This window comes from Pseudomonas sp. EA_15y_Pfl1_P101, from assembly GCF_963970835.1.
Classification (GTDB): Bacteria; Pseudomonadota; Gammaproteobacteria; order Pseudomonadales; family Pseudomonadaceae; genus Aquipseudomonas; species Aquipseudomonas tritici.
In genome coordinates, this window is record NZ_CAXAPA010000018.1 from 34,637 (window position 1) to 56,554 (window position 21,918).

General features: G+C 61.4%; 13 protein-coding genes. 2 read left to right on the plus strand and 11 right to left on the minus strand.

Going from position 1 to position 21,918, the window contains the following annotated elements; genetic code table 11:
* The first annotated feature begins 57 nt into the window (after positions 1-57).
* Positions 58-7,041, plus strand: a complete 6,984-nt coding sequence (locus AACY36_RS24115) for an NEL-type E3 ubiquitin ligase domain-containing protein (protein ID WP_339497654.1) — start codon at positions 58-60, stop codon at positions 7,039-7,041.
* 3 nt (positions 7,042-7,044) lie between these two features.
* Here AACY36_RS24115 and ureC read toward each other — a convergent pair whose 3' ends face one another.
* From ureC to urtA, 11 genes are all read right to left on the minus strand, one after another.
* Positions 7,045-8,745, minus strand: a complete 1,701-nt coding sequence (ureC, locus tag AACY36_RS24120) for an urease subunit alpha (protein ID WP_339415717.1) — start codon at positions 8,743-8,745, stop codon at positions 7,045-7,047.
* A gap of 116 nt (positions 8,746-8,861) precedes the next feature.
* Positions 8,862-9,167, minus strand: coding sequence for an urease subunit beta (locus tag AACY36_RS24125; RefSeq protein ID WP_339415718.1), 306 nt, complete (start codon positions 9,165-9,167; stop codon positions 8,862-8,864).
* A complete protein-coding gene (locus AACY36_RS24130; protein ID WP_339415720.1) occupies positions 9,164-9,697 on the minus strand; it encodes a GNAT family N-acetyltransferase in 534 nt (177 codons plus the stop codon). The genes AACY36_RS24125 and AACY36_RS24130 overlap by 4 nt, the downstream gene beginning before the upstream one ends.
* A gap of 5 nt (positions 9,698-9,702) precedes the next feature.
* Positions 9,703-10,215, minus strand: coding sequence for a GNAT family N-acetyltransferase (locus tag AACY36_RS24135; protein WP_339497656.1), 513 nt, complete (start codon positions 10,213-10,215; stop codon positions 9,703-9,705).
* Between the two features lie 10 nt (positions 10,216-10,225).
* On the minus strand, positions 10,226-10,528 hold the full coding sequence (ureA, locus tag AACY36_RS24140) for an urease subunit gamma (protein ID WP_339415724.1): 303 nt from the start codon (positions 10,526-10,528) through the stop codon (positions 10,226-10,228).
* Between the two features lie 87 nt (positions 10,529-10,615).
* On the minus strand, positions 10,616-11,455 hold the full coding sequence (locus AACY36_RS24145) for an urease accessory protein UreD (RefSeq protein WP_339415726.1): 840 nt from the start codon (positions 11,453-11,455) through the stop codon (positions 10,616-10,618).
* Positions 11,456-11,485: 30 nt separating this feature from the next.
* Positions 11,486-12,184: an urea ABC transporter ATP-binding subunit UrtE gene (gene urtE / locus AACY36_RS24150; RefSeq protein WP_339427231.1), complete on the minus strand. Its 699-nt coding sequence runs from the start codon at positions 12,182-12,184 to the stop codon at positions 11,486-11,488.
* Between the two features lie 52 nt (positions 12,185-12,236).
* Positions 12,237-13,070: an urea ABC transporter ATP-binding protein UrtD gene (gene urtD / locus AACY36_RS24155; protein WP_339415728.1), complete on the minus strand. Its 834-nt coding sequence runs from the start codon at positions 13,068-13,070 to the stop codon at positions 12,237-12,239.
* The gene (urtC, locus tag AACY36_RS24160) at positions 13,067-14,134 is read right to left on the minus strand and encodes an urea ABC transporter permease subunit UrtC (RefSeq protein WP_339497658.1); all 1,068 of its coding nucleotides are present in this window, start codon (positions 14,132-14,134) and stop codon (positions 13,067-13,069) included. The genes urtD and urtC overlap by 4 nt, the downstream gene beginning before the upstream one ends.
* Positions 14,134-15,636 (minus strand): urea ABC transporter permease subunit UrtB, encoded by a 1,503-nt coding sequence (gene urtB / locus AACY36_RS24165; RefSeq protein WP_339415732.1) that lies wholly within the window; start codon positions 15,634-15,636, stop codon positions 14,134-14,136. Before urtB ends, urtC begins: the two co-directional genes overlap by 1 nt.
* Positions 15,637-15,712: 76 nt before the next feature.
* On the minus strand, positions 15,713-16,978 hold the full coding sequence (urtA, locus tag AACY36_RS24170; protein WP_065874307.1) for an urea ABC transporter substrate-binding protein: 1,266 nt from the start codon (positions 16,976-16,978) through the stop codon (positions 15,713-15,715).
* Between the two features lie 316 nt (positions 16,979-17,294).
* On the opposite strand from urtA, the gene AACY36_RS24175 reads away from it, so the two are divergent.
* Positions 17,295-21,902, plus strand: coding sequence for a DUF4329 domain-containing protein (locus tag AACY36_RS24175; RefSeq protein ID WP_339438029.1), 4,608 nt, complete (start codon positions 17,295-17,297; stop codon positions 21,900-21,902).
* Positions 21,903-21,918: the final 16 nt, after the last annotated feature.

Genomic DNA, 21,918 nt, shown 5'->3' on the forward strand with positions numbered 1-21,918 from the left:
CGTCGAACGCCCGAGTGGGCATGATGTGCTGACGCTCCATTTCACAGGAGCGACATCATGCCCGACCTCTCGGCGACGCCGCCGGCTACTCAGAGCCTGCACCGCACCTTTCTTGAGCAATCAAGCCCCGCCTGGTTGATCAATGCCACCCCCGAACGTCGCACTGCCCTAAAAGCAGCCCCGGCCGCACTGCCCGACTTCTATCGCCAGGCATCGGCGTCCCAGCGCAAGACCGTGCGCGCGTGTTTCACTCAGCGCTTTGCTGCACAGACCGCGCTCGACAAAGCCATGTCGACCCTGCAAGACATCGACACCTTTGCCGCCCCCTTATTGGCCAAGGCCTTGAAAGACACCTACAAGGTCGAACTGGACCTCAACACCACCTTGTTGTGCCTCAATAAACCGATCGAGGTCGGCATACTCGCTATCGAGATCAGCCGTTTCGAGGTGTCGCGCCTGCCCTTGTTGCAGGCGGCGCTGCACAGTTTTGAAGCCCGTGAATGCGAAGCGGGCGCCTTTCATCATTCGTCGGGGTTTCTGGTGCCGGGGGCGACGCCGGGCCACTTCGAAACACTTGCCACCCCGCTGACGGTGACGCAGTTCATCCGTCTGTGCCGCACGTTGGACGTGGGTGCGAAATATCAGCGCTACCTGAAAAACTACCTGCAACCTGCCGAGCCGGGCGCGGAGCAAGCGTTGCGCGACACATTCATCAGCGCCCAAAAAGCGGCCCTGGCTGCCGCAGCCGAGCAGGCACTGCTGAGCAACGATATCGAGCCTGCCGATTACCGCTTGATGCAGAGCGTGATCGAAGGGTCGCTCAACCCCAAAGTCAACGGCAAGCCCGTGTGGTTTCGCGACCTTGGCTTGATGAATAAGCGCATGACCGGCTGCCTCGCCTTTGTCATCTGCGAAAAATATCGTTACAGCGACGACGTCATTCTCTACATCCCCAACGACCCGCAGCACCCGCTCAAGCGCTTTACCTGGGCGCAACTGACGGCCACCTTCAAGCAGCGCTTTACTGCGCGCGACGCCACAGCCCCAGATGACGGTAGCCCGACGGCCTACCAGCGGTTTTTCAGCCAGTTCGTGGCTTACAGCGACCGACCTGCGTATTTCAGCCAATTCACGGAAGACGCACCGGCCCGCTCTTTTGGCGAGGCCCTGTTACCTCATGTATCGTTGTTGACGGAGTTGGCCCAGGGCTTCAATCCCTTTCGCGTATTCACCGATATCAAGGAACTGCCACCCGGCCCACCGCCTGTCAGGGAAGCCAACCCTGACCCCTTTCTCGCGCCCACCGCGTTGACGCGCGCGGGCCACGGCATTTGGGCGGCCAACGTCGACCTGTGGCACTACCTCTTCGAGCAACACCGCGACAAAATGATCGGCGACGCGCGCAGCCATGCCGTCCCCACGGCAGACGTGGACGCGCGGGTGCGCTCGGAGAAGCTGGCGCGCTTGCTCAACATCGGCATGCTGGTGTTGAACACGGTCTCGATGTTCGTCCCGGTGCTGGGCGAAGTGATGATGGGGGTGATGGCGGGCCAGTTGTTGTACGAAACGCTTGAAGGTTCGTTGGAATGGAGTGAGGGGGATCGCCAGGCTGCCAAGGTCCACCTGGTGGACGTGGCCGAAAACCTGGCACTGCTCGGGGCGATGGCGGCAGGCGGTAAAGTCGCGGGCAAACTGCTTGCGGCCAAACCCGAACCGGTGATCGAAGCGCTGGCACCGGTGACCTTGCCTGGGGGGCAGGGGCGGCTGTGGAAACCTGCATTCGACGGCTACGAAAGCCCTGACGTATTGCTCGCGGATGCCGCGCCCAACGCGGCGGGCCAGTATCATCAGGCGGGCAAGACCTACATCCGTCAGTCGGGTAAGGTCTACGAAAAAACCTACGACGAAAGCCTGCAACGCTGGCGGATCAAGCACCCTGCCGACCCCGACGCCTATCAACCGCCACTCACGCACAATGGCGCCGGGGCCTGGCGCCTGACCCATGAACAGCCGTCGAGCTGGAACCGGGTCACGCTGTTGCGCCGCATGGGGCCGGTGACGGACGGTTTCACCGATGACCAATTGTTGGCCATCGCCGACATCGCTGGGGCCGGCGATCACACGTTGCGCAAAATGCACTTGGACAACCAACCGCCGCCGCCTGAAGTGGCAGACGCCTTGCGGTTGTTCAGCGTGGAGCGGGATGTGGCACAAGTGATCGAGCAAGTGAGCAGCGGTCGGGCGGTCGATGGCCGTTATCTGTATGTATTGCCACTGGTCACCGAGTTGCCGCGCTGGCCTGCGGGCAGGACGCTGCGCGTGTTTGACGGGCCGGGCCTGAGCGGACGCTCACAGACCTATGGTGTAGAACGCATCAACAATGCCTTGAAGCAGCGACCGACGATTCGCATCAGCCGTGCCGACGTACTGAACGGTCAATTACCGTCGCATATCCTGGCGGCGCTGGATGAGTCGGAAGTGGTCGACCTGCTTGGCAGCGAGCCGGCGCGGGTGCGCGATAACCGCGCATTGGAGTTCAGCAAACAACTGGCTGACTACGCCCGCACCCGCCAACCGGCAATATTCGACAGCTTGTACACCGGCACCCGGCGCACGCCGCCGAGGGTGGCCAAACTGCAACGGCTTTACCCTGGCCTGAGCGAATCCGCCGCGCATACCCTGCTCGACGAAACCGACACCGAACAATTGATCCGCCTGCACGATACCGGGCGCGTGCCGTTGGAGATGCAAGAGCGCGCGCGCTGGTATGTGCGCCAGGGCCGGGTCGGCCACGCGTTTGCTGGCCTGCACATGGAAAACCTGACCTCGGCCGACAGCAAGCGCTTGGCCTTGCACACCCTGGGACACTTGCCGGGCTGGTCGGGCCAACTGCGACTTGAGGTGCGCGAAGGCAGCATCGACGGCGCTTTGCTTGACAGCATCGGCAGCGAGACCGCCGCGCAACGCAAATACTTGGTCAAGAAAGGGCCGCGCTACCAAGCATTCAACGCGCGCGGTGAGGCCCTTAACAGCCTCACGCAGCACGGTGATAGTTTTTACGATTCGATCATGCACGCCTTGCCGGATGATGCGCGTCAGGCGCTGGGTATGCCGCAGGTCAGCCAAAGCCTGGCGTTACGTCGAGCAATCATCGACTACGCGGTGGAGCATCGCCAGGCGTCGGCGCAGATCGTTGAAGGCCATGTGCGAGGTCAACCTTGGTTCAAACCGCCGCAGCGGATTTCGCCGAGGCTGATCGGCTACCCCGCCAGCGGTCGCGGCGAGGGCATGATGGCGTCGTTGGCCAGCCGGGTGCGGGCGGTTTATCCACAACTCACGGAGGACGAAGCCAATGGATTCATCCTCAGGCGCATGACCGCAGGAGACGACGAATCGCAAATCTACAACCTGCTCAATAATCGTATGCGCGAATGGCAAACGCTGGAGAGTACCCTCGACCAATGGGCCGGCGCGCCTTCGGCCGAATTGATGCAGGGATTTTTCGCGGCAATGGGCGGCAAGCGACAGGTCGTTCAGGCGATCAAAGCCTGCTGGCGGCGTTCGCCCCTGGCCGAGCGAGCGCGTTTTGCCGAACTGGAGATATTTACCGATGAGCCCTTACCGGCGTTAACCGCAGACTTTTCCCATGTACGCACCTTGACCCTTAGCGGTCGCGGGATCACCAATGCCACGGTTGAGCAGGTGCTCGGCTATTTTCCGCAGATTGAAACCCTCAGGCTGGTGGCCAACACTCCCGATCTGAGTGCGGTTCCCGCGGCGCTGGAGCACATGCCGCACCTGACGAATTTGAGCATCGCCTCGAATTTTCCGTTGGAACAGATGCAGGTAATGCGCCTGGGCAATCTCACCGGTTTGCGGGAACTCAGCCTGGAGTGTGCGTTGACGTCCGGGCAGGTGCTGGATGTCAGCCGTCTGAGCCAACTGCGCAGGTTAAAACTCGGCAGGGCCTTCCAGTGGAGGTTCCCGACCGGCGTATTTCAATTGCCTCTGCTGGAACGTCTGGACTTTTCCAGCTCATCGATCAGTACGCTGCCGCCCGAGATGTTCCAGCCGGGGCGTGAGCGGCTGTGGTCGGGGCTGACCATGAATTGGTCGCACATCAGCCGAGAGCAGTTCCTACCGGCGTTCGCCTACGTGACCCGTCACGCCGAACACCTGTTGGACCTGGAGCAAATGGTCCGCAGTTACTGCGAGGGCGAACTGAGCCGGCTGCAATGGCAGGGCCACGACGAACTGAGCTATATGGGTCTGATGGAGCAGCGTCAGGCATTGTTCGAAGCGTTCAAGGCACAGGTGAGCGGCTTTCAGGCGCGGTTTAATGCCATGGAAGCCTTGAGCACCGAATACGCCGAATTGAACCGCACACTGGATGACTGGAGCCACACCCTCGACACCTCGGGCGAAGGCATGCGGCGCTCCAATTTGCGCTTCACTTTGCGGGCGTGCTGGTACAACGGCCTGCTCAAGCGCTTCGGTACCGCGCAACGGTCATCAAAATTGGTCGTGCGCGCGTTGGCCGTGAGCGAACTGCCCGAGTTGGCGCCCGAGGGCTTTGCCCATGTCGAGACGTTGCAACTGATCGGTGCACGCGTGCCGCCTGCACAGTTGGCCCGGTTCATTCAGAATTTTGCCAACGTGCGCACACTGGACCTCAGCAATTGCGCCCTCGTCGAGTCGCCGCTGGCGCCGGGTGCGCTGCCGTCGCTTGCGCACCTCAACCTGGCAGATAACCCGATCATCGCGCTGGATGTGAGCGCCATGCCGGGTTTACAAGCGCTTAATCTTAGCCGCACAAAACTGCAGAGTTGGCCGATCGGGGCGCAAAACCTGACGCAACTGTCTTGGCTGGATTTGCGTGATAGCCAGCTCACCCACGTGCCGCAGGTCGCTCTGGACCGCGATGGATTGGTCATTGCCAGCAACCTGACCGGGGCGCCGCTGGACCCCGCCACCCAGTCGGCATTCGCGGCGGCGCAGCAGCGGGTTGAGGACGCTTACGGTCTGGCGCATGGCGCCCTGGGCCGGTTTGCCTTGGAGGACGTTCCGGACGCGTTTCCACCGATCGAGACCGGTATGACGGTTATCCAGCGGTTACTGCCTCTGCCATCGGACGCCGCAGGCCGCGCGCTATCGGTTGAGCAGCGCCTGCAACGCCTTAACCCTGCGCTGCAACCTGACGCCTTGCACGCCTGGGCACAGCATCTGCAGGCCGATGGCGCCACCGAGCTGAGCATTCACTTGCGTGTTCTGGAGTGGGAGCGTTCGTCGCAGACGTTGACCCGTGAACTGAATGATTGGATGTTTATCCGCGAAGCCCACGGTCACGGCTGGCGGGTTTCGTCCCAGACACGCCGATGGGCGGCGCAACGCATTCTTGAGTCCTGGCGCAGCAGCCTGTTGCCGGGCGAGGCCGTTCAGCGCGCGCTGGTACTGGAGGGCGTCCAGGTCGGCGATTTGCCTGGATTGCCCACCGGCTTCACCCACGTTGAAAGCTTGAACCTGACGGGCGTCAGGTTGACCGAGGACGGCTCCAACGGTTTTCTGCACGCATTTCCTCAGCTGCGTACGTTGATGCTCAACGGCAACCTGCTGGTGGAGGTGCCCGAGGCTGTCAGCCGCATGGAACATCTGCAGCGCCTGGAACTGTCGACCAACCCACTGATAGACCCCGCGCGCCTGTACCGCGCATTGGCCACGATGCCACAACTGCGGTGGCTGGATCTCAGCCATTGCAACCTGGAAACGTTCGATATGCAGGCGTTCCCGCATCTGCAAACACTCGATATTGCCAGTAACCGACTGACAGACTGGCCCGCAGGCGTCTTGCAGCATGCGGCCTTGAACCGACTGAATCTGAGCCTCAACGAAATCGATGTAATTCCGCCCCTGGCGCTTGAGGGTGGCCATGACGCATTGATGTTCGGTACCGATCTTTCCGGCAACATGCAACTGCCGCGCGAGGCGCTGGAGCGGCTGCAAGACTATGCCGAGCGCACCGAGCGCACTCATGCGCTGGGCTTTTCCAGGCGCGAGTTGCGGCAAATGCTTGAGCAACTTGACAGCCCGACGAGCAGCGAAGACGAGGACGCGCCGGCCGAACCCGATGAAGTGCTTGAACCGGTGCAAGCCACGCCAGCAGAGCGCGATCCGTGGTTTGAAACACTGGAATCTGAAACGCTGCAAGAACATCGCGGGCTTTGGGATCAGTTAGAGGCGGAGCCGGACAGCGCGGCGTTTTTTAATCTGCTGAAGATGTTGCAGGACACCAAGGAATTCAGGGTGGCTCGCGCCGACCTGACACGACGCGTATGGCGGGTACTCAAGGCCGCGGGCGCTGACACTGAGCTGCGGCAAACCCTATTCGGCATCTCTAATACTCATGGCACCTGCGTCGACGGACGTATTCTTACCTTCAGCGGGCTGGAGGTGAAGGTTTACGAGCACGACACTCTGTTTGGGATCGACCCGTCGCGGCTGGATCTCAAGGGGCCGGCGCTGTTGAAGCTGTCCCGGCAATTGTTTCGGCTAGGGCAGGTTGAAGCGTTGGCGTCCGCAGAAATTGCACGGCGTGCCCACCCTGACGAGGCCGAGATTCGCCTGGAATACCGTGTGGGATTGCAGTCCAGACTGGACCTGCCGGCCCAGCCCGCGCATATGAACTATGGCATGCCGCTCCCGAGGCAGCAGCTGGAGGCTGCGGTCCAGAGCGTATTGGCCGCGGAGAGCACCCAGGCGTTTTTCCACGAACTGGTCGCGCGTGGCTACTGGGTTGATTACTTACAGCAGAAATACCCCGAGACGTTCGCGCAGTGGCAGCGCAGCCGTGACTCGAGGCTGGATGCACTGGAAAGCGCCCATCCACAGTTCGATCAGGATTACACGAATGCCTTGAACGCGCTCTACAGTCAGGTGGAGGAGGAGCGCTATCAAACCCTGCTCGACTTGTCGCAACGTGAGGTGGTGGCCCAGGCCGGGGACCAGCCCGGCCCATCGCGGGCTGAAGTGCAGCCGCTGGGCTGACGTTCAAAACAGGAAATACCGCTGGGCCATCGGCAGCACGTCCGCCGGTTCACACCACAGCAGCACGCCGTCGGCCTTGACCTGATAAGTTTGCGGGTCCACTTCAATATCCGGCAGGTAATCGTTGTGGATCAAGTCGGTTTTCTGCACGTCGCGGCAGCCCTTGACCACGGCGATCTGCTTTTTCAAACCCAGGGCTTCGGGCAATCCGGCGTCCTGCGCGGCCTGGCTGATAAAGGTCAGGCTGGTGGCGTGCAACGAACTGCCGAAGCTGGCGAACATCGGGCGGTAGTGCACCGGCTGCGGCGTGGGGATCGAGGCGTTGGCATCGCCCATCAGGCTTGAGGCAATCGCGCCGCCCTTGAGGATCAGGGTCGGCTTGATGCCAAAGAATGCCGGGCGCCACAGCACCAGGTCGGCCCATTTGCCGACTTCGATGGAACCGACGATATGGCTGAGGCCGTGGGTGATCGCCGGGTTGATGGTGTACTTGGCGATGTAGCGCTTGGCGCGGAAGTTGTCGTTGCCGGGGCCGTCGCCGGGCAGGGCGCCGCGCTGTTTTTTCATCTTGTCGGCGGTCTGCCAGGTGCGCGTGATCACCTCGCCCACGCGGCCCATGGCCTGGCTGTCGGAGCTGATCATCGAGAATGCGCCGAGGTCGTGCAGGATGTCTTCGGCGGCGATGGTCTCGCGGCGGATGCGGCTTTCGGCGAAGGCCACGTCTTCGGCAATGCTCGGGTCGAGGTGATGGCAGACCATCAGCATGTCCAGGTGTTCGTCGATGGTATTGCGTGTGAACGGCCGCGTCGGGTTGGTGGAACTGGGGAGCACGTTGGGGAAGCCGCAGGCCTTGATGATATCCGGCGCGTGCCCCCCACCGGCACCCTCGGTGTGGTAGGTGTGGATGGTGCGGCCCTTGAGCGCGGCCAATGTGGTTTCGACAAAGCCGGACTCGTTGAGGGTGTCGCTGTGGATCGCCACCTGCACATCGTATTGGTCGGCGACGCTCAGGCAGTTGTCGATGCTCGCGGGCGTGGTGCCCCAGTCTTCGTGCAGCTTCAAACCGATGGCGCCGGCCTTGACCTGTTCGATCAACGGCTCCGGCAGGCTGGCGTTGCCCTTGCCGGTAAAGCCGATGTTCATCGCAAACGAATCGCTGGCCTGGAGCATGCGCGCCAGGTGCCAGGGCCCGGAGGTGCAAGTGGTCGCGTTGGTGCCGGTGGCCGGGCCGGTGCCGCCGCCGATCATGGTAGTGACGCCGCTGGTCAGTGCTTCTTCGATCTGCTGCGGGCAGATGAAATGCACATGGCTGTCGATGCCGCCGGCGGTGAGGATCATGCCCTCACCGGCGATCACTTCGGTACTGGCGCCGATGGCCATGGTCACGCCGGGCTGGATGTCCGGGTTGCCGGCCTTGCCGATGGCGTGGATGCGCCCGTTCTTCAGGCCCACATCGGCCTTGACGATGCCCCAGTGGTCGATGATCAACGCGTTGGTGATCAGTGTGTCGACGACTTCATGGGCGAGTAATTGGCTTTGACCCTGACCGTCGCGGATGACCTTGCCGCCGCCGAATTTGACTTCTTCGCCGTAGACGGTGAAGTCCTGTTCGACTTCCACGAACAGGTCAGTGTCGGCCAGGCGGACCTTGTCACCGACGGTGGGGCCGTACATGTCGGCATATGCCTGACGGGTGATTTTCATAGCCTCGGTCCTCGGATATGAGCTGCGAGCTTTAAGCTGCGAGCTTCAAGAAAAAGCAGGTGTGGCGCCACAAGCTGCTCTTTCTTGCAGCTTGCAGCTTGATGCTTGCAGTCGACCTAAAGCTCGCCCATGACTCTTCCCGCAAACCCATAAACTCGCCGCATTCCGCTCAGGTCGACGAGTTCGACAGTCCTCGCCTGCCCCGGCTCAAACCGCACCGCCGTTCCCGCCGGAATATTCAAGCGCATGCCACGGCTTGCCGCGCGGTCAAACGTCAGCGCGTCATTGGTCTCGAAAAAATGGTAGTGCGAACCCACCTGGATAGGCCGGTCGCCGCTGTTGGCCACACTGAGGGTGACGGTGCGCCGGCCCACGTTGAGTTCGATGTCGCCAGGCTGGATCTGATATTCGCCAGGAATCATGCAGGTTGCCCCAGGGTCTTGAAGTAGATAGCGGTCGGGCTGTAGCGCCCGTCCGGGCGTTGGCAGTAGTCGGGCAGTTCGCCGATCTTGGTGTAGCGCAGCGACTGGTAGAAGGCTTCGGCGCCGGAGCCAGCCTCGGTGTCCAGGTACAGCAGGCCACGTTTGTGCTGGCGGGCAGCGAGTTCCAGGGTGTTCATCAGTTGCTGGCCCAGGCCATGGCGCCGTGCGCGGCTGTGCACCAGCAGTTTTTGTACTTCGGCGCGGTTCAGGCCGTTGGCTTTCTGGCACAGCGCCAACTGCACGCTGGCGATGACCTGCTCGTCGCGCACCACCACCCACAGCAGCAGGCTGGCGTCTTCAATACTCGCCTGCACGCCGTTCAGATACGCACGCGCTTGAGCCTCATCGAAATCGGCCATGAAACCCACTGAAGCGCCATGCTTGACCGCGTCCAGCAACAGCTCGATCAAGCCCAGGCGGTAGTGGGCAAAACTTTCAGTATGGACTCGACGCAGTTGAGCCGCGTTCATCGATGTCACTCCTGGGGCGGTTCTGCGCCCGGATTCAAGGCAAGCTGCATAAAGGTGAGGTCGAGCCAGCGGCCAAACTTGATACCCACTTGCGGCATCTGCCCGGTGGTGATGAACCCCAGGCGTTCATGCAGGCGGATCGAGGCCTGGTTGCTGCTTTCGATGGCGGCGACCATCACGTGTTTGCCGCAGGTGCGCGCGCGTTCGATCAAGCCTTCCATCAGGCGCGGGCCCAGGCCCTTGCCGCGTTGGTCGCTGCGCACATACACCGAGTGTTCGACGCTGTAGCGGAAGCCCTCGAACGGGCGCCAGTCGCCAAACGCGACGTAGCCCGTGACTTCGCCGTTTTCCACCGCCACCAGGACCGGATATCCCAGAGCCTGGCGCGCGCTGAACCAGGCTTTACGGTTGGCCAGGTCCACCGGTTGTTCGTTCCAGATCGCCGTCGTATTCAGCACCGCATCGTTGTAGATGTCGCGAATCGCAGGCAGGTCCTGCTCGGTTGCATCACGAATCATGGCCGGCCTCTTACGCAATGGGTTGGTGGACGGTGACCAGCTTGGTGCCGTCGGGGAAGGTGGCTTCGACCTGGACATCCGGGATCATTTCCGGGATGCCTTCCATCACCTGCTCGCGGCTGAGCAGGGTGGTACCGTAGTGCATCAGCTCGGCCACGGTGCGGCCGTCGCGGGCGCCTTCCATCAAGGCGGCGCAGATGTAGGCGATGGTTTCCGGGTAGTTGAGCTTCACCCCGCGCGCCAGGCGGCGCTCGGCTACCAGGCCGGCGGTGAAAATCAGCAGTTTGTCTTTTTCCCGTGGGGTCAGGTCCATGGTTCAAGGTCTCTCTTAGGCAGCATTCTTATCAACAATGGAGATCCCGTGTGGGGGCGAGCAAGCCCGCTCCCACATGTTTGATCTTCATGTGCTCCAGATTCTCGGTGATACCGCTTCCCTGCCTAATACGGCCGGGCGCAACACGCGCCATAAATCGATCAGCCACCCCCGTGCCAGCAGCGCTTCGCTGGCCAAACAACGGGCCACCAGCAAGCCGGGCAATTGGGTGAGGTCGCCGCGTACCGCGTTGGGCAGGGCGCGGCAGGTTTCCAGTAATTGAGGGTCAATATCGGCGGTCAGCAACAGCGTGGCAAACACCGGTTGCCCGTCCAGGCCGATAGGTGAATCGAGCAAACCGTCGGCGCCCACAATGCGCTGGCGCTCATGCCAGAGCAACTGGCCGTCGCGGCGTATATCCAGGTGCGACTGGAAGTGGCCCAGGTCAAAACGCTCGCCACTGGCCGGGCGACCGAGGGCGACCACGTCCCAGTAGAACAGCCGCGCATCGCCTTGCAGCTCAATGCGCGTGGTGAGTTCGGCCTGGGCGGCGCTGAATACAATGGTTTCCTGGGGCAGCCACTCCAGCGTCGCGCCGGCTTCGACCCTGAGGTCGAGCTGCTGAAACGCCGGCCCGTTGGCGCGGTACCACTTGGCCGCGCCGGGGCTGGTCAGCTGCGCCCAGGCACCGGCACCGACGTGGGCGCTGATGTCCAGGCGATCGCCACCGGCAATCCCGCCCGGCGGGTGCACGATGATGTGCTGGCACACCTCGGGGCCTTCGGCGTACAGGTGTTTTTGCACGCGCAGCGGGCCGAGGTGGCGACGCATCACCGGGCGCGTGGTGTCGCCGAAACGCGCGTAGCCGAGTTCCAGCTCGGCGTGCCAGCTGGGGGTGAACAGGGCGCAAGTAAGGGGCAGGTTCATGGTGTGTGCTTATCGTCAGGACGCTACAGGTTAGATCGTAACCAGGCCGCGTACACCCTCGTTTTCCATATTTTCACCACGGCCCTGCTGCACGATTTCACCCCGGGACATCACCAGATACTGGTCGGCCAGTTCCGCGGCAAAGTCGTAGAACTGCTCGACCAGCAGGATTGCCATATCGCCACGCTCAGCGAGTTTCTTGATCACCGCGCCGATCTCCTTGATCACCGACGGCTGGATGCCTTCGGTGGGCTCATCGAGGATCAACAGGCGCGGACGGCTGGCCAGCGCCCGGCCGATGGCCAGCTGTTGTTGCTGGCCGCCGGACAGGTCACCGCCACGGCGATGCTTCATTTGCAGCAACACCGGGAACAATTCGTAGATGAAGGCGGGCACTTCCTTGGCTTCTGAGCCCGGAAAACGCGAGAGCCCCATCAGCAGGTTTTCTTCCACTGTCAGCCGGCCAAAAATCTCCCGGCCCTGGGGCACGTAGGCAATCCCGGCATGCACACGCTGATGCGGCTTGACCCCGGTGATGACCTTGCCTTCCCAATTCACCACGCCTTCCTTGGAGGGCAGCAGACCCATCAGGCATTTGAGCAGAGTGGTCTTGCCTACGCCGTTACGGCCCAGCAGGCAGGTGACTTCGCCGATCTTCACGTCAAAAGACAGCCCGCGCAGGATGTGGCTACCGCCGTAGTATTGGTGCAGGTGTTGTACTTGTAGCATTGGAACTCCGTTAGTTAGGCTTCAAGCGGCTTGCGACTCAAAGCTGGCCGATTTATCTGCCCAAATACACCTCAATAACCCGCTCATCGGCCTGCACCTGCTCCAGCGACCCTTCGGCCAGCACGCTGCCTTGGTGCAACACGGTCACGTGGTCGGCAATCGAACCGACAAAGCCCATGTCATGTTCCACCACCATCAGCGAGTGCTTACCCGCCAGGCGCTTGAACAGTTCGGCGGTGAATTCGGTTTCGGCGTCGGTCATGCCCGCTACCGGCTCGTCCAGCAGCAACAGTTGCGGGTCTTGCATCAGCAGCATGCCGATCTCCAGGAACTGCTTCTGGCCGTGGGACAGCAAGCCGGCCGGGCGCTGTGCCGACGCGGTGAGACGGATGGTGTCGAGCACTTCATCGATACGGTCCTTCTGCTCGCCGCTCAGGCGTGCGCGCAGGCTGGCCCACACCGATTTATCGGTCTTCTGCGCCAGCTCCAGGTTTTCAAACACGCTCAGGGCTTCGAATACCGTGGGCTTCTGGAACTTGCGCCCAATGCCAGCCTGGGCGATCTGCACTTCGCTCATACCGGTGAGATCGAGGTTTTCGCCAAACCAGGCGGTGCCATGGCTGGGGCGGGTCTTGCCGGTGATCACGTCCATCAGCGTGGTCTTGCCCGCGCCGTTGGGGCCGATGATGCAGCGCAATTCGCCGACGCCGATGTACAGGTTCAAATCGTTGAGTGCCTTGAAGCCATCGAAGCTGACGCTGATGTCTTCCAGGGTCAGGATGGTGCCGTGGCGGGTGTTCAGGCCCTTGCCGGCGGCCTGGCCAATGCCGATGGCATCGCGGCCGCTGCCTGCGTCGAAAATAGGTTCAAGCATGACGTTCCTCATTTCTTCAGCAGACCGATAACGCCCTTGGGCAGGTACAGGGTGACGATGATGAACAGCGCCCCGAGGAAGAACAGCCAATATTCCGGGAAGGCCACGGTGAACCAACTCTTCATGCCATTGACCACCCCTGCGCCCAGCAGCGGGCCGATCAACGTCCCGCGCCCGCCCAAGGCCACCCACACCGCCGCTTCGATCGAGTTGGTCGGCGACATTTCACTGGGGTTGATGATGCCCACTTGCGGCACATACAACGCCCCGGCCAACCCACACAACACCGCGCTCAACACCCACACGAACAGCTTGAAGCCACGTGGGTCGTAGCCGCAGAACATCAGGCGGTTCTCGGCGTCGCGCAGGGCGGTCAGCACCCGACCGAACTTGCTCTTGGCCAGGCGCCAGCCGATGTACAGGCTCGCCACCAGCAGCAGCACCGTTGCCACAAACAACACCGCCCGCGTGCCCGGCTCTGTAATCCCAAAGCCGAGAATGCTGCGGAAATTGGTGAAGCCGTTGTTGCCGCCAAAACCGGTCTCGTTGCGGAAAAACAGCAGCATCCCGGCGAAGGTCAGGGCCTGGGTCATGATCGAGAAATACACGCCCTTGATCCGCGAGCGGAAGGCGAAGAAACCAAAGACCAGTGCCAGCAGACCGGGCGCCAGCACCACCAGGCACATGGCCCAGAGGAAGTGCTCGGTGCCGACCCAGTACCAGGGCAATTCGGTCCACGAGAGGAAGGTCATGAACGCCGGCAATTCATCGCCGGACGCCTGGCGCATCAAGTACATGCCCATCGCATAGCCGCCCAGGGCAAAGAACAAACCGTGGCCGAGAGACAACATACCGGCATAGCCCCACACCAGGTCCAGCGCGAGGGCGACGATGGCGTAGCAGAGAATCTTGCCCACCAGCGTCAGCGTGTAGGCCGACACATGCAGCGGGTGTTCCGGCGACAGCAAGGAACACAACGGCAGCGACAGCAGCAGGGTCAGGATCACTGCGCCGACGGCAACCGTCACCTTGGGGCCGGCCTTTTGCGCGGCCGTAAGCATCAATGGCTGGTTCATCAGTCGATCACCCGTCCTTTCAGTGCGAAGAGTCCCTGCGGGCGTTTCTGGATAAACAGAATGATCAGCGCGAGGATCAGGATTTTGCCGAGCACGGCACCGATCTGGGGTTCCAGGATCTTATTGGCAATGCCCAGCCCGAAGGCGGCCATGACACTCCCGGCCAACTGGCCGACGCCGCCGAGCACCACGACGAGGAACGAGTCGATGATGTAGCTCTGGCCCAGGTCCGGGCCGACGTTGCCGATCTGACTCAGCGCCACACCGCCCAACCCGGCAATGCCGGAACCCAGGCCAAACGCAAGCATGTCCACGCGGCCTGTCGGTACGCCGCAGCACGCGGCCATGCTGCGGTTCTGGGTCACGGCACGCACGTTGAGGCCCAGGCGGGTTTTGTTCAGCAGCAGCCAGGTCAGCAGCACCACGCACAAGGCGAAAGCGATGATCACAATGCGGTTGTACGGCAGCACGAGGTTGGGCAGCACTTGAATCCCGCCCGACAGCCATTCGGGGTTGGACACTTCGACGTTCTGCGCGCCGAACACCAGGCGCACCAACTGGATCAGCATCAGGCTGATGCCCCAGGTGGCCAGCAGGGTTTCCAGCGGTCGACCGTACAGGTGACGAATCACCGTGCGCTCCAGCGCCATGCCGATGGCAGCGGTGACAAAAAACGCCACCGGCAGCGCGATCAGCGGGTAGAACTCGATGGCTTGCGGCACGTAGCGCTGCATCAGCATTTGCACAACGTAAGTGGAGTAGGCGCCGAGCATCAGCATCTCGCCGTGGGCCATATTGATCACGCCGAGCAGGCCGAAGGTGATCGCCAGGCCCAGGGCCGCCAGCAACAGAATCGAGCCCAGGGACATGCCGCTGAAGGCCTGGCCGAGGAGCTCGCCGACCATCAACTTGCGTTTGACCTGGGCCAGGCTGGTTTCGGCGGCGGTGTGCACGGCGGCATCGGTTTCGACGCCTGGGGCCAGCAGCGCCTCAAGGCGGGTGCGGGCCAGCGGGTCGCCGGTGTTGCCGAGTAAGCGCACGGCGGCAAGGCGCACCACGGGATCGGGGTCGACCAGTTGCAGATTGGCCAACGCCAGGCTGAGTGCCGTGTGCACGTCCTCGTCTGTTTCGGCGGCGACCTGCTTGTCGAGGAATTTCAGCTGCGCAGGTTGCGCGCTTTTTTGCAGGGTTTGCGCGGCGGCGAGGCGCACCTTGGGGTCGGCGGCGAGCAGTTGCTGGCTGGCCCGTACGTTGTCGATCAAGCCGCGCAGACGGTTGTTCAGGCGGACGGTTTTGATCTCGCCGTTGACGGTGAGTTGGCCTTGTTGCAAGGCGTCCACCAACTCGATACGCGCCGGGTCAGGCTGCGCAGCCCAGTCCTTCAGGAGCTTGGCTTGTTGGGTCGGGTTGGCAGACAGGAAGTCTTCGGCGTCGCTGGCGTGTGCGGCCAAGGGCAGCAACAGCAGCGCGGCGAGAATGAAGCGGTAGAGGGCAGTGGGCATAACAAAGTGTCCTGATCATGCGTGGTCTAACTGTGGGAGCGAGCTTGCTCGCTCCCACAGTTAGACCGGGTCGGGCTTAGTTACTTTTCACCGCATAATCCGGCTTCTTGTCATTGCCAGGGATATACGGGCTCCACGGCTGCGCCCGGATCGGCTCCTGGGTCTGCCACACCACCGAGAACTGCCCGTCAGCCTGGATCTCGCCGATCATCACGGGTTTGTGCAGGTGATGGTTAGTCTTGTCCATGGTCAGCGTGAAGCCGGACGGCGCAGCAAAGGTCTGCCCGGCCAGTGCTTCACGCACTTTGTCGACGTCGGTGGACTTGGCTTTTTCAGCCGCCTGCGCCCACATGTGGATGCCCACGTAAGTGGCTTCCATCGGGTCGTTGGTCACGGCTTTGTCGGCGCCCGGCAGGTTGTGTTTCTTCGCGTAGGCTTTCCAGTCGGCGACGAATTTCTTGTTGACCGGGTTCTCCACCGACTGGAAGTAGTTCCAGGCAGCGAGGTTGCCCACCAGCGGCTTGGTGTCGATGCCGCGCAGTTCTTCTTCACCCACGGAGAACGCCACCACCGGTACGTCGGTCGCTTTCAAGCCCTGGTTGGCCAGCTCCTTATAGAACGGCACGTTGGAGTCGCCGTTTACGGTGGAGATCACCGCGGTCTTGCCGCCCGCCGAGAATTTTTTGATGTTGGCCACGATGGTTTGGTAATCGGCATGGCCGAACGGGGTGTAGACCTCTTCGATATCTTTATCCGCTACGCCTTTGGAATGCAGGAACGAGCGCAGGATTTTATTGGTGGTGCGTGGGTACACGTAGTCGGTGCCCAGCAGGAAGAAGCGTTTGGCGCTGCCGCCTTCTTCGCTCATCAGGTATTCCACTGCCGGAATCGCCTGCTGGTTCGGCGCCGCACCGGTATAGAACACGTTTGGCGACATCTCTTCGCCCTCGTATTGAACCGGGTAGAACAGCAGGCCATTGAGTTCTTCGAACACCGGCAATACCGACTTACGCGACACCGATGTCCAGCAACCGAACACCACGGCGACCTTGTCCTGAGTCAGCAACTGGCGGCCTTTCTCGGCGAACAGCGGCCAGTTCGACGCCGGGTCGACGACCACAGGTTCGAGCATTTTGCCGTTTACCCCGCCCTTGGCGTTGATCTCGTCGATGGTCATCAACGCCATGTCTTTGAGCGACGTTTCGGAGATCGCCATGGTGCCGGACAGCGAATGCAGGATGCCGACCTTGATGGTCTCGGCAGCCTGGATCGTCCAGGTCATGCCCATGGCGGCAATGGATGCCGAAAGAGTGAAAGCCTTGATCAAGCTGCGACGCTTCATGGTGCGATCTCCGTGACCGATATTTTTATGGGTGGCAGATGAGGGACGTTGCACAGGTGATAGCAAGGGGTGTGCCGAAGTCGCAAAAGCCTTGAACAGACGGCGTGGAGGGGTAGCGCAAGGTTGCGTAGCGCACCAATGTGGCTCCCGGTTGCAGCGGTTGGGCACGCGTCTGTGCCGTAATGGTGCGCTGCCAACGCCCGGACAACGGTGAGCGCTGATCCCGGTGGCTACTTATCTACCGATTGGAAGACGCCCCCCGCCGCAAGAATGAGGGGCCGGGCGCTATGCCCAGGCATTCTTTCAAGGAGTTGAAATGGCTATCAGATTGTCACGTGAAGAACGCGCTGCGAGTTCGAACCGGGGGGCGGCCACGTTGCCGCCGCTGAGCCCTGCGTTTGTGAATGAGGCGGACGCCGCCTACTGGGCACACCAGGCAATCGGCGACCGGCGCGACGTCGAATACGGCGGGGTGATTGTGCGCAACCCCGCCGGTGACTATTTCGCGACTCAGCCGGTGCCGGGTGGGGGGATGCAGTTTGATCTGCGCGCGGTATTGGGCATCGGTGCCGATGGCTACTATCTTCAGCCAGCGGGCTATACCTGTGTCGCCAGCTACCATTCGCACCCCGCGCAGCACGCTGCGATTCTGCAGAAAAACCCCAGTTTTGATGAGCGCATGGCCAAGGCTTTCCTGGGGTTCTTGTCTGGAGTGGACTTTTACCGGGATGTGCATGACCGCGATTTTTTCCCGTCATCCTACTTGTCCGGCCCGGATGGTTCATTGATTTGCCATACCCCCGCCGGTTCACCGGCGGAGTTCAGCTTTGCGTTGTGGGTGCAGGCTGGAAAACCGCCCAACAACCCGGTTGGGGTGTATGGCAGCTTTGATCAGTTCGTCAAAAAAGTTTCCAGCTTCGGCTCGTTAAGCCTGGTTGTGCCTACCGCATTGTGGGGTGGCTCCGTGGGCCGAGTGCCGGCCGATTGGGTGGTTTTCGAACCCTTTACGTCATCAGCGCTGACCGAGCAGCCGTTGTTCACTGCCGTCTTCGACCAGGTGCCGTTGGCGCTGGCGGCGGCGCTCTCTACACCGTCGGCACAGCCTGCGGAGCCGCACGTTGGCGTTGTGCTCAAGCACATCAGCAAGGACCGTTATATCGCGACCCTCGCGTCGCCCAAGCGTGAGCCTTTGTTTGCGCTGGATGCGTTGTTTCCAAAGGGGCCTGGCGGAGCGTTGGTGTTGCCTGCCCAGTATCGTCTGGAGGCCATTTACTTCAATGACTGGTACGAGAAGGATGCCGTGGCGGCGAAAGAGCGCTGGCTGGCCAGCGCGTTCTTTTCTCCTGCACAGGTGGTGGCCGCTATTCGTCAGGGGCACAGTACGCTGGCCCTGCAAAACCCCAGTCGCGGTCTTGACCTCTACATGCGTGCCCATGACGACGCGTTGCTTAAACTCAAGGTGCCGTCGACAGCACGGGTTACCGAACTGTTCAAGTCAGATAGCGACGGCGTAATCAGTGACAACGGCGCCCAGGCTGCACTGGTCGCCGGTACGCTGACACCGCGCAACTATTTACGCAGGGTGATCGAAGCCACTGAACTGTGGGTGGTGCAGGCGGGTAAGTTATGGCGTGATGTCGGGCGCGTGGATACGCACTCGCCGCTGTTGGCCCCGGAGTATCCGCCGGCCTTTGGCCGCTCGTTTCTCAGTGCTCGTGATGCGGCTCTGCACGCCCATGAACAAATCGGCAGCCGACGCAGCCTCTATTACGGCGGGTATGTGCTCAAGGGGGTAGACGGCCGTTTCGTGGTCACGCCGCCCCTGGAAAGCATGGGACATCCGTTTTCGTCCACGCTGTTTTTTCCCGCGGGTGACCAAGGGGCGCTGATCCCGATGGAGGGTTATGAGCTGCACGCCCGCTACGGCTCGCATGTGGCGCTGTCGATGGTCCATCCGAACTGGGTTATGCGACGTGGCTGGACGCAGGAAGAAGCGCTGATCAACCTGCAAGTGTTTTCCGATGACGAGATGTACTCGATCATCTCGGATGAAAGGGTGGCCTACCTGTCCGGGGCGCAAGATTGTTTGTTGGAGTTCGCCCCGAATCATTCGCCTCAGGAAAAGTTGCTGCTGGCCAATATTGGCCCGCTGGCTGGGGAGAACCGACTCGGGCGGCGACTCGATCGCGGTGATATCAGGCCGGCCGATTGGGTGCGGAGACTGGCGGTTGCAGGGGAGTTCAAAATCATCCAGGGCAACAAGTTGTGGGGCCCACGTGGGGCCGTCTACAGTGATTGGTCGCCCAACTTCACCTATGCAGCCAGGTTCGGACCACTCGATTACGTCCTCTACAGTGCCGTGTTCTCCAGTGGCGATGATGCTGCGCGTAACCTGCATGCGCGTTTGCAGGGACGCACAGTTCCCGAGCCGGCCTGCTATGCGTACATCCTTAAGCATAAAGACCTGCCGCAGTACATTGCGACCGAAGCGGTAGGCGCCGTCAACGCAGGTGAGCTGTTTAAGTTCAATCGCTTGTTCTCTCGCAACCTACGTAATGAGCCGATATTGCCCGAGGGCTATGAGATGCACGCCTTGTTCCGGTCGCAGCATTGGTCGCCGCCGTGGCTGAAGGGGGCGAATGCGTGGTTGACGCTGTATTTTGTAAGGCCGGGAGTATTGCTGGCCGCGTTGACCGAAGGCCTGCGCGATAGAGCGCAGAGTCTGCCGGTTTACTTTTCCAACTTGGACGGTGCGCTTTTGCGCTATCAGCCATCATTGATCGACGTGAAAGTCGGTGGCCTGGCGGACAACCTGCTGGGGCTCGCAAGCATGCAGTTGGAGTCCGGCAAGAAAACGGCGTTGGAGTTTGTCCGGGAATGGATCGCCAAGGGCATGCTTTACGTGGTGCGCGGCAGTCAGCTCTGGGATACGAGCGGGCAGGTCAAGCCGACGTGGAGCGGCTATGAAACGCTGGCGCCTCGACGCCTGAGCCCGGCGTTTGCCTCAGCGGATGATGCGGCACGCCATGCCGCGGTTGCGGTTGGCAGCAGGCAACGCCGGACCTACGGCGGCGTCATCCTCAGGCTGACCAATGGCCTGTTTGTGGCGACTGAACCGTTGGTGGTCCCGGCTCAAGGCCCAACACTTGACTGGATCTACCCTGACCCCGTGATTGCGACTGGGCTCTATCCAGGGGGCGCGACCCTTGCGGCTTTCTATCAGTCCCGGATGGAACAGGAGGTGCAGATACTGTTGTCGGCGTCTCAAAAAGCCCTTTATCAAAGCATGATCCCCACGGCGGTTTTGTGCAGGCTGCTGACCCGTGAAGCGCACGTTAAACGCCAGTATGTGTTCGGGCCAAATGGCACGATCCTCAGTTACCAGTTGACGAACGATGTCGAGGAAACGCTGTTGAGAAACAAGTTGGCCGCTACATCCCCTGGCGCTGGCGACTTGAGTGATAACCCTATCGAACGACAACTGCGCAGTGGAGCACTGCTACCGCAGGCATTTATCGATCAGGCGGCACGGGCCGGCGATTTGCGTGTGGTGGAAGGCAATGCAGTGTGGGGCAGTCCCAGGCGGATACAAATCGGGTTTGTGCCGAATCAGTACCGCGCTGCCCCATTGGAGGTGCGCGATGCTGGAGCCGACTCACCGTGCGGCCCGATCTTTACTCGCGCACTCGATGCGGTTCGGCATGTCTACCGTAATTGGAACGCACAGGCTCAGGTTGCCGTCGGTTATGTGCTCAAGGCGTTTGGCAAGGAGTTGTACATGACGACCCTGCCGCTTGTCAGAGACCGTTATGACGATTTGAAACCGGTCTTTGTCAAGGGCCAACTCCCCCAAGGCTATGTGTTGGCGGGTTTGTACCTGTGTGCGTCGACCGAAACCATCGCTGCCGCCGACGATGAAATGGCTCAGCACTTCTTTGCCCCTCCGGTCATCTCCAAAGCGTTGTCATTCATGACGACGCCACGCAACGGCGAGGCATTGCCGCTGTACCTGCTATGCGCTGACCGTGCACTGCTTTGGTATACCGTGCCCAAGACCGCGCCCGTGTCCGAATGGGCAAGGAATGTGAGCCACGATTCGGCGCGACTGCGCGATGGCTCATTAACCGTACGCGACTATGTGCGCCGGCTGGCAGCCATGGGGGAGTTGCGTATCCGGCTCACCAGTGAAATATGGGGCCGCAAGGAGCGGGTCACGACGCGATGGTGGCCCAAGCGGTCGCCGCATTCGTTCACTGCCGACCCCCATTTCCATTCATTCTGCGGGCCGTTGTTTTTTTATGCCGATGACGCAGCCCGTTACGCTCAGCGATTGATCGCGCCCTTTGCCGGTAAATCGTATTTAGGCGCGGTGTTGATGCCTGCGAAAATGACCGGGTTTGTCGCGATCGATCCCGTGGAGGACCGGTCCGGTTTTGGTAACAGTACGCTGGAGTTGCTGTTCTGGAAGGGGCATGCCGGGTTCGACGTACCGGCTGAGAATGTGCTGCGTAATTACAAAGTTGCGGCGGTGCATGCCTTCTACAAGTCAATCCCGTCGAGGCCCAACCTCAAGCCGCTTGACCTCGTCCTGTTACCTAATTTTATCTCCCACGACGTACTGAACAGCTACCTGTCTGTGGTGCTGAGTAACCAGCCCGACGCCGGGCGTATTTATCTGTCCTGCCAGGGGGGGGCCCTACTCAAGTACATACCGGCGCTGACGGCGGCCGAGTCGATGATGCTCAGCGCCCGGCCCGCGCCTTCCCCGAGTGCGCTGGTCAGTCGTTTGAGGCGACTGGGCAGCCTGTCGGTGCTGGTCACTGATGCTTTCTGGAGAAAGCGTGGGCCGTTGGGTGATGAATGGGCAGCGATAGATCCGGATGCAGGCGAGCTCTGGTATGGCCATCAAAAAGATGAGCTTTGATGACGGCGTTTGTGCG

What these genes read in the sequence shown, in the direction of transcription:
- AACY36_RS24115 (WP_339497654.1), top strand. Translation starts at nt 58, where the DNA reads ATGCCCGACCTCTCGGCGACGCCGCCGGCTACTCAGAGCCTGCACCGC.
- ureC (WP_339415717.1), bottom strand. Translation starts at nt 8,745, where the DNA reads ATGAAAATCACCCGTCAGGCATATGCCGACATGTACGGCCCCACCGTC.
- AACY36_RS24125 (WP_339415718.1), bottom strand. Translation starts at nt 9,167, where the DNA reads ATGATTCCTGGCGAATATCAGATCCAGCCTGGCGACATCGAACTCAAC.
- AACY36_RS24130 (WP_339415720.1), bottom strand. Translation starts at nt 9,697, where the DNA reads ATGAACGCGGCTCAACTGCGTCGAGTCCATACTGAAAGTTTTGCCCAC.
- AACY36_RS24135 (WP_339497656.1), bottom strand. Translation starts at nt 10,215, where the DNA reads ATGATTCGTGATGCAACCGAGCAGGACCTGCCTGCGATTCGCGACATC.
- ureA (WP_339415724.1), bottom strand. Translation starts at nt 10,528, where the DNA reads ATGGACCTGACCCCACGGGAAAAAGACAAACTGCTGATTTTCACCGCC.
- AACY36_RS24145 (WP_339415726.1), bottom strand. Translation starts at nt 11,455, where the DNA reads ATGAACCTGCCCCTTACTTGCGCCCTGTTCACCCCCAGCTGGCACGCC.
- urtE (WP_339427231.1), bottom strand. Translation starts at nt 12,184, where the DNA reads ATGCTACAAGTACAACACCTGCACCAATACTACGGCGGTAGCCACATC.
- urtD (WP_339415728.1), bottom strand. Translation starts at nt 13,070, where the DNA reads ATGAGGAACGTCATGCTTGAACCTATTTTCGACGCAGGCAGCGGCCGC.
- urtC (WP_339497658.1), bottom strand. Translation starts at nt 14,134, where the DNA reads ATGAACCAGCCATTGATGCTTACGGCCGCGCAAAAGGCCGGCCCCAAG.
- urtB (WP_339415732.1), bottom strand. Translation starts at nt 15,636, where the DNA reads ATGCCCACTGCCCTCTACCGCTTCATTCTCGCCGCGCTGCTGTTGCTG.
- urtA (WP_065874307.1), bottom strand. Translation starts at nt 16,978, where the DNA reads ATGAAGCGTCGCAGCTTGATCAAGGCTTTCACTCTTTCGGCATCCATT.
- AACY36_RS24175 (WP_339438029.1), top strand. Translation starts at nt 17,295, where the DNA reads ATGGCTATCAGATTGTCACGTGAAGAACGCGCTGCGAGTTCGAACCGG.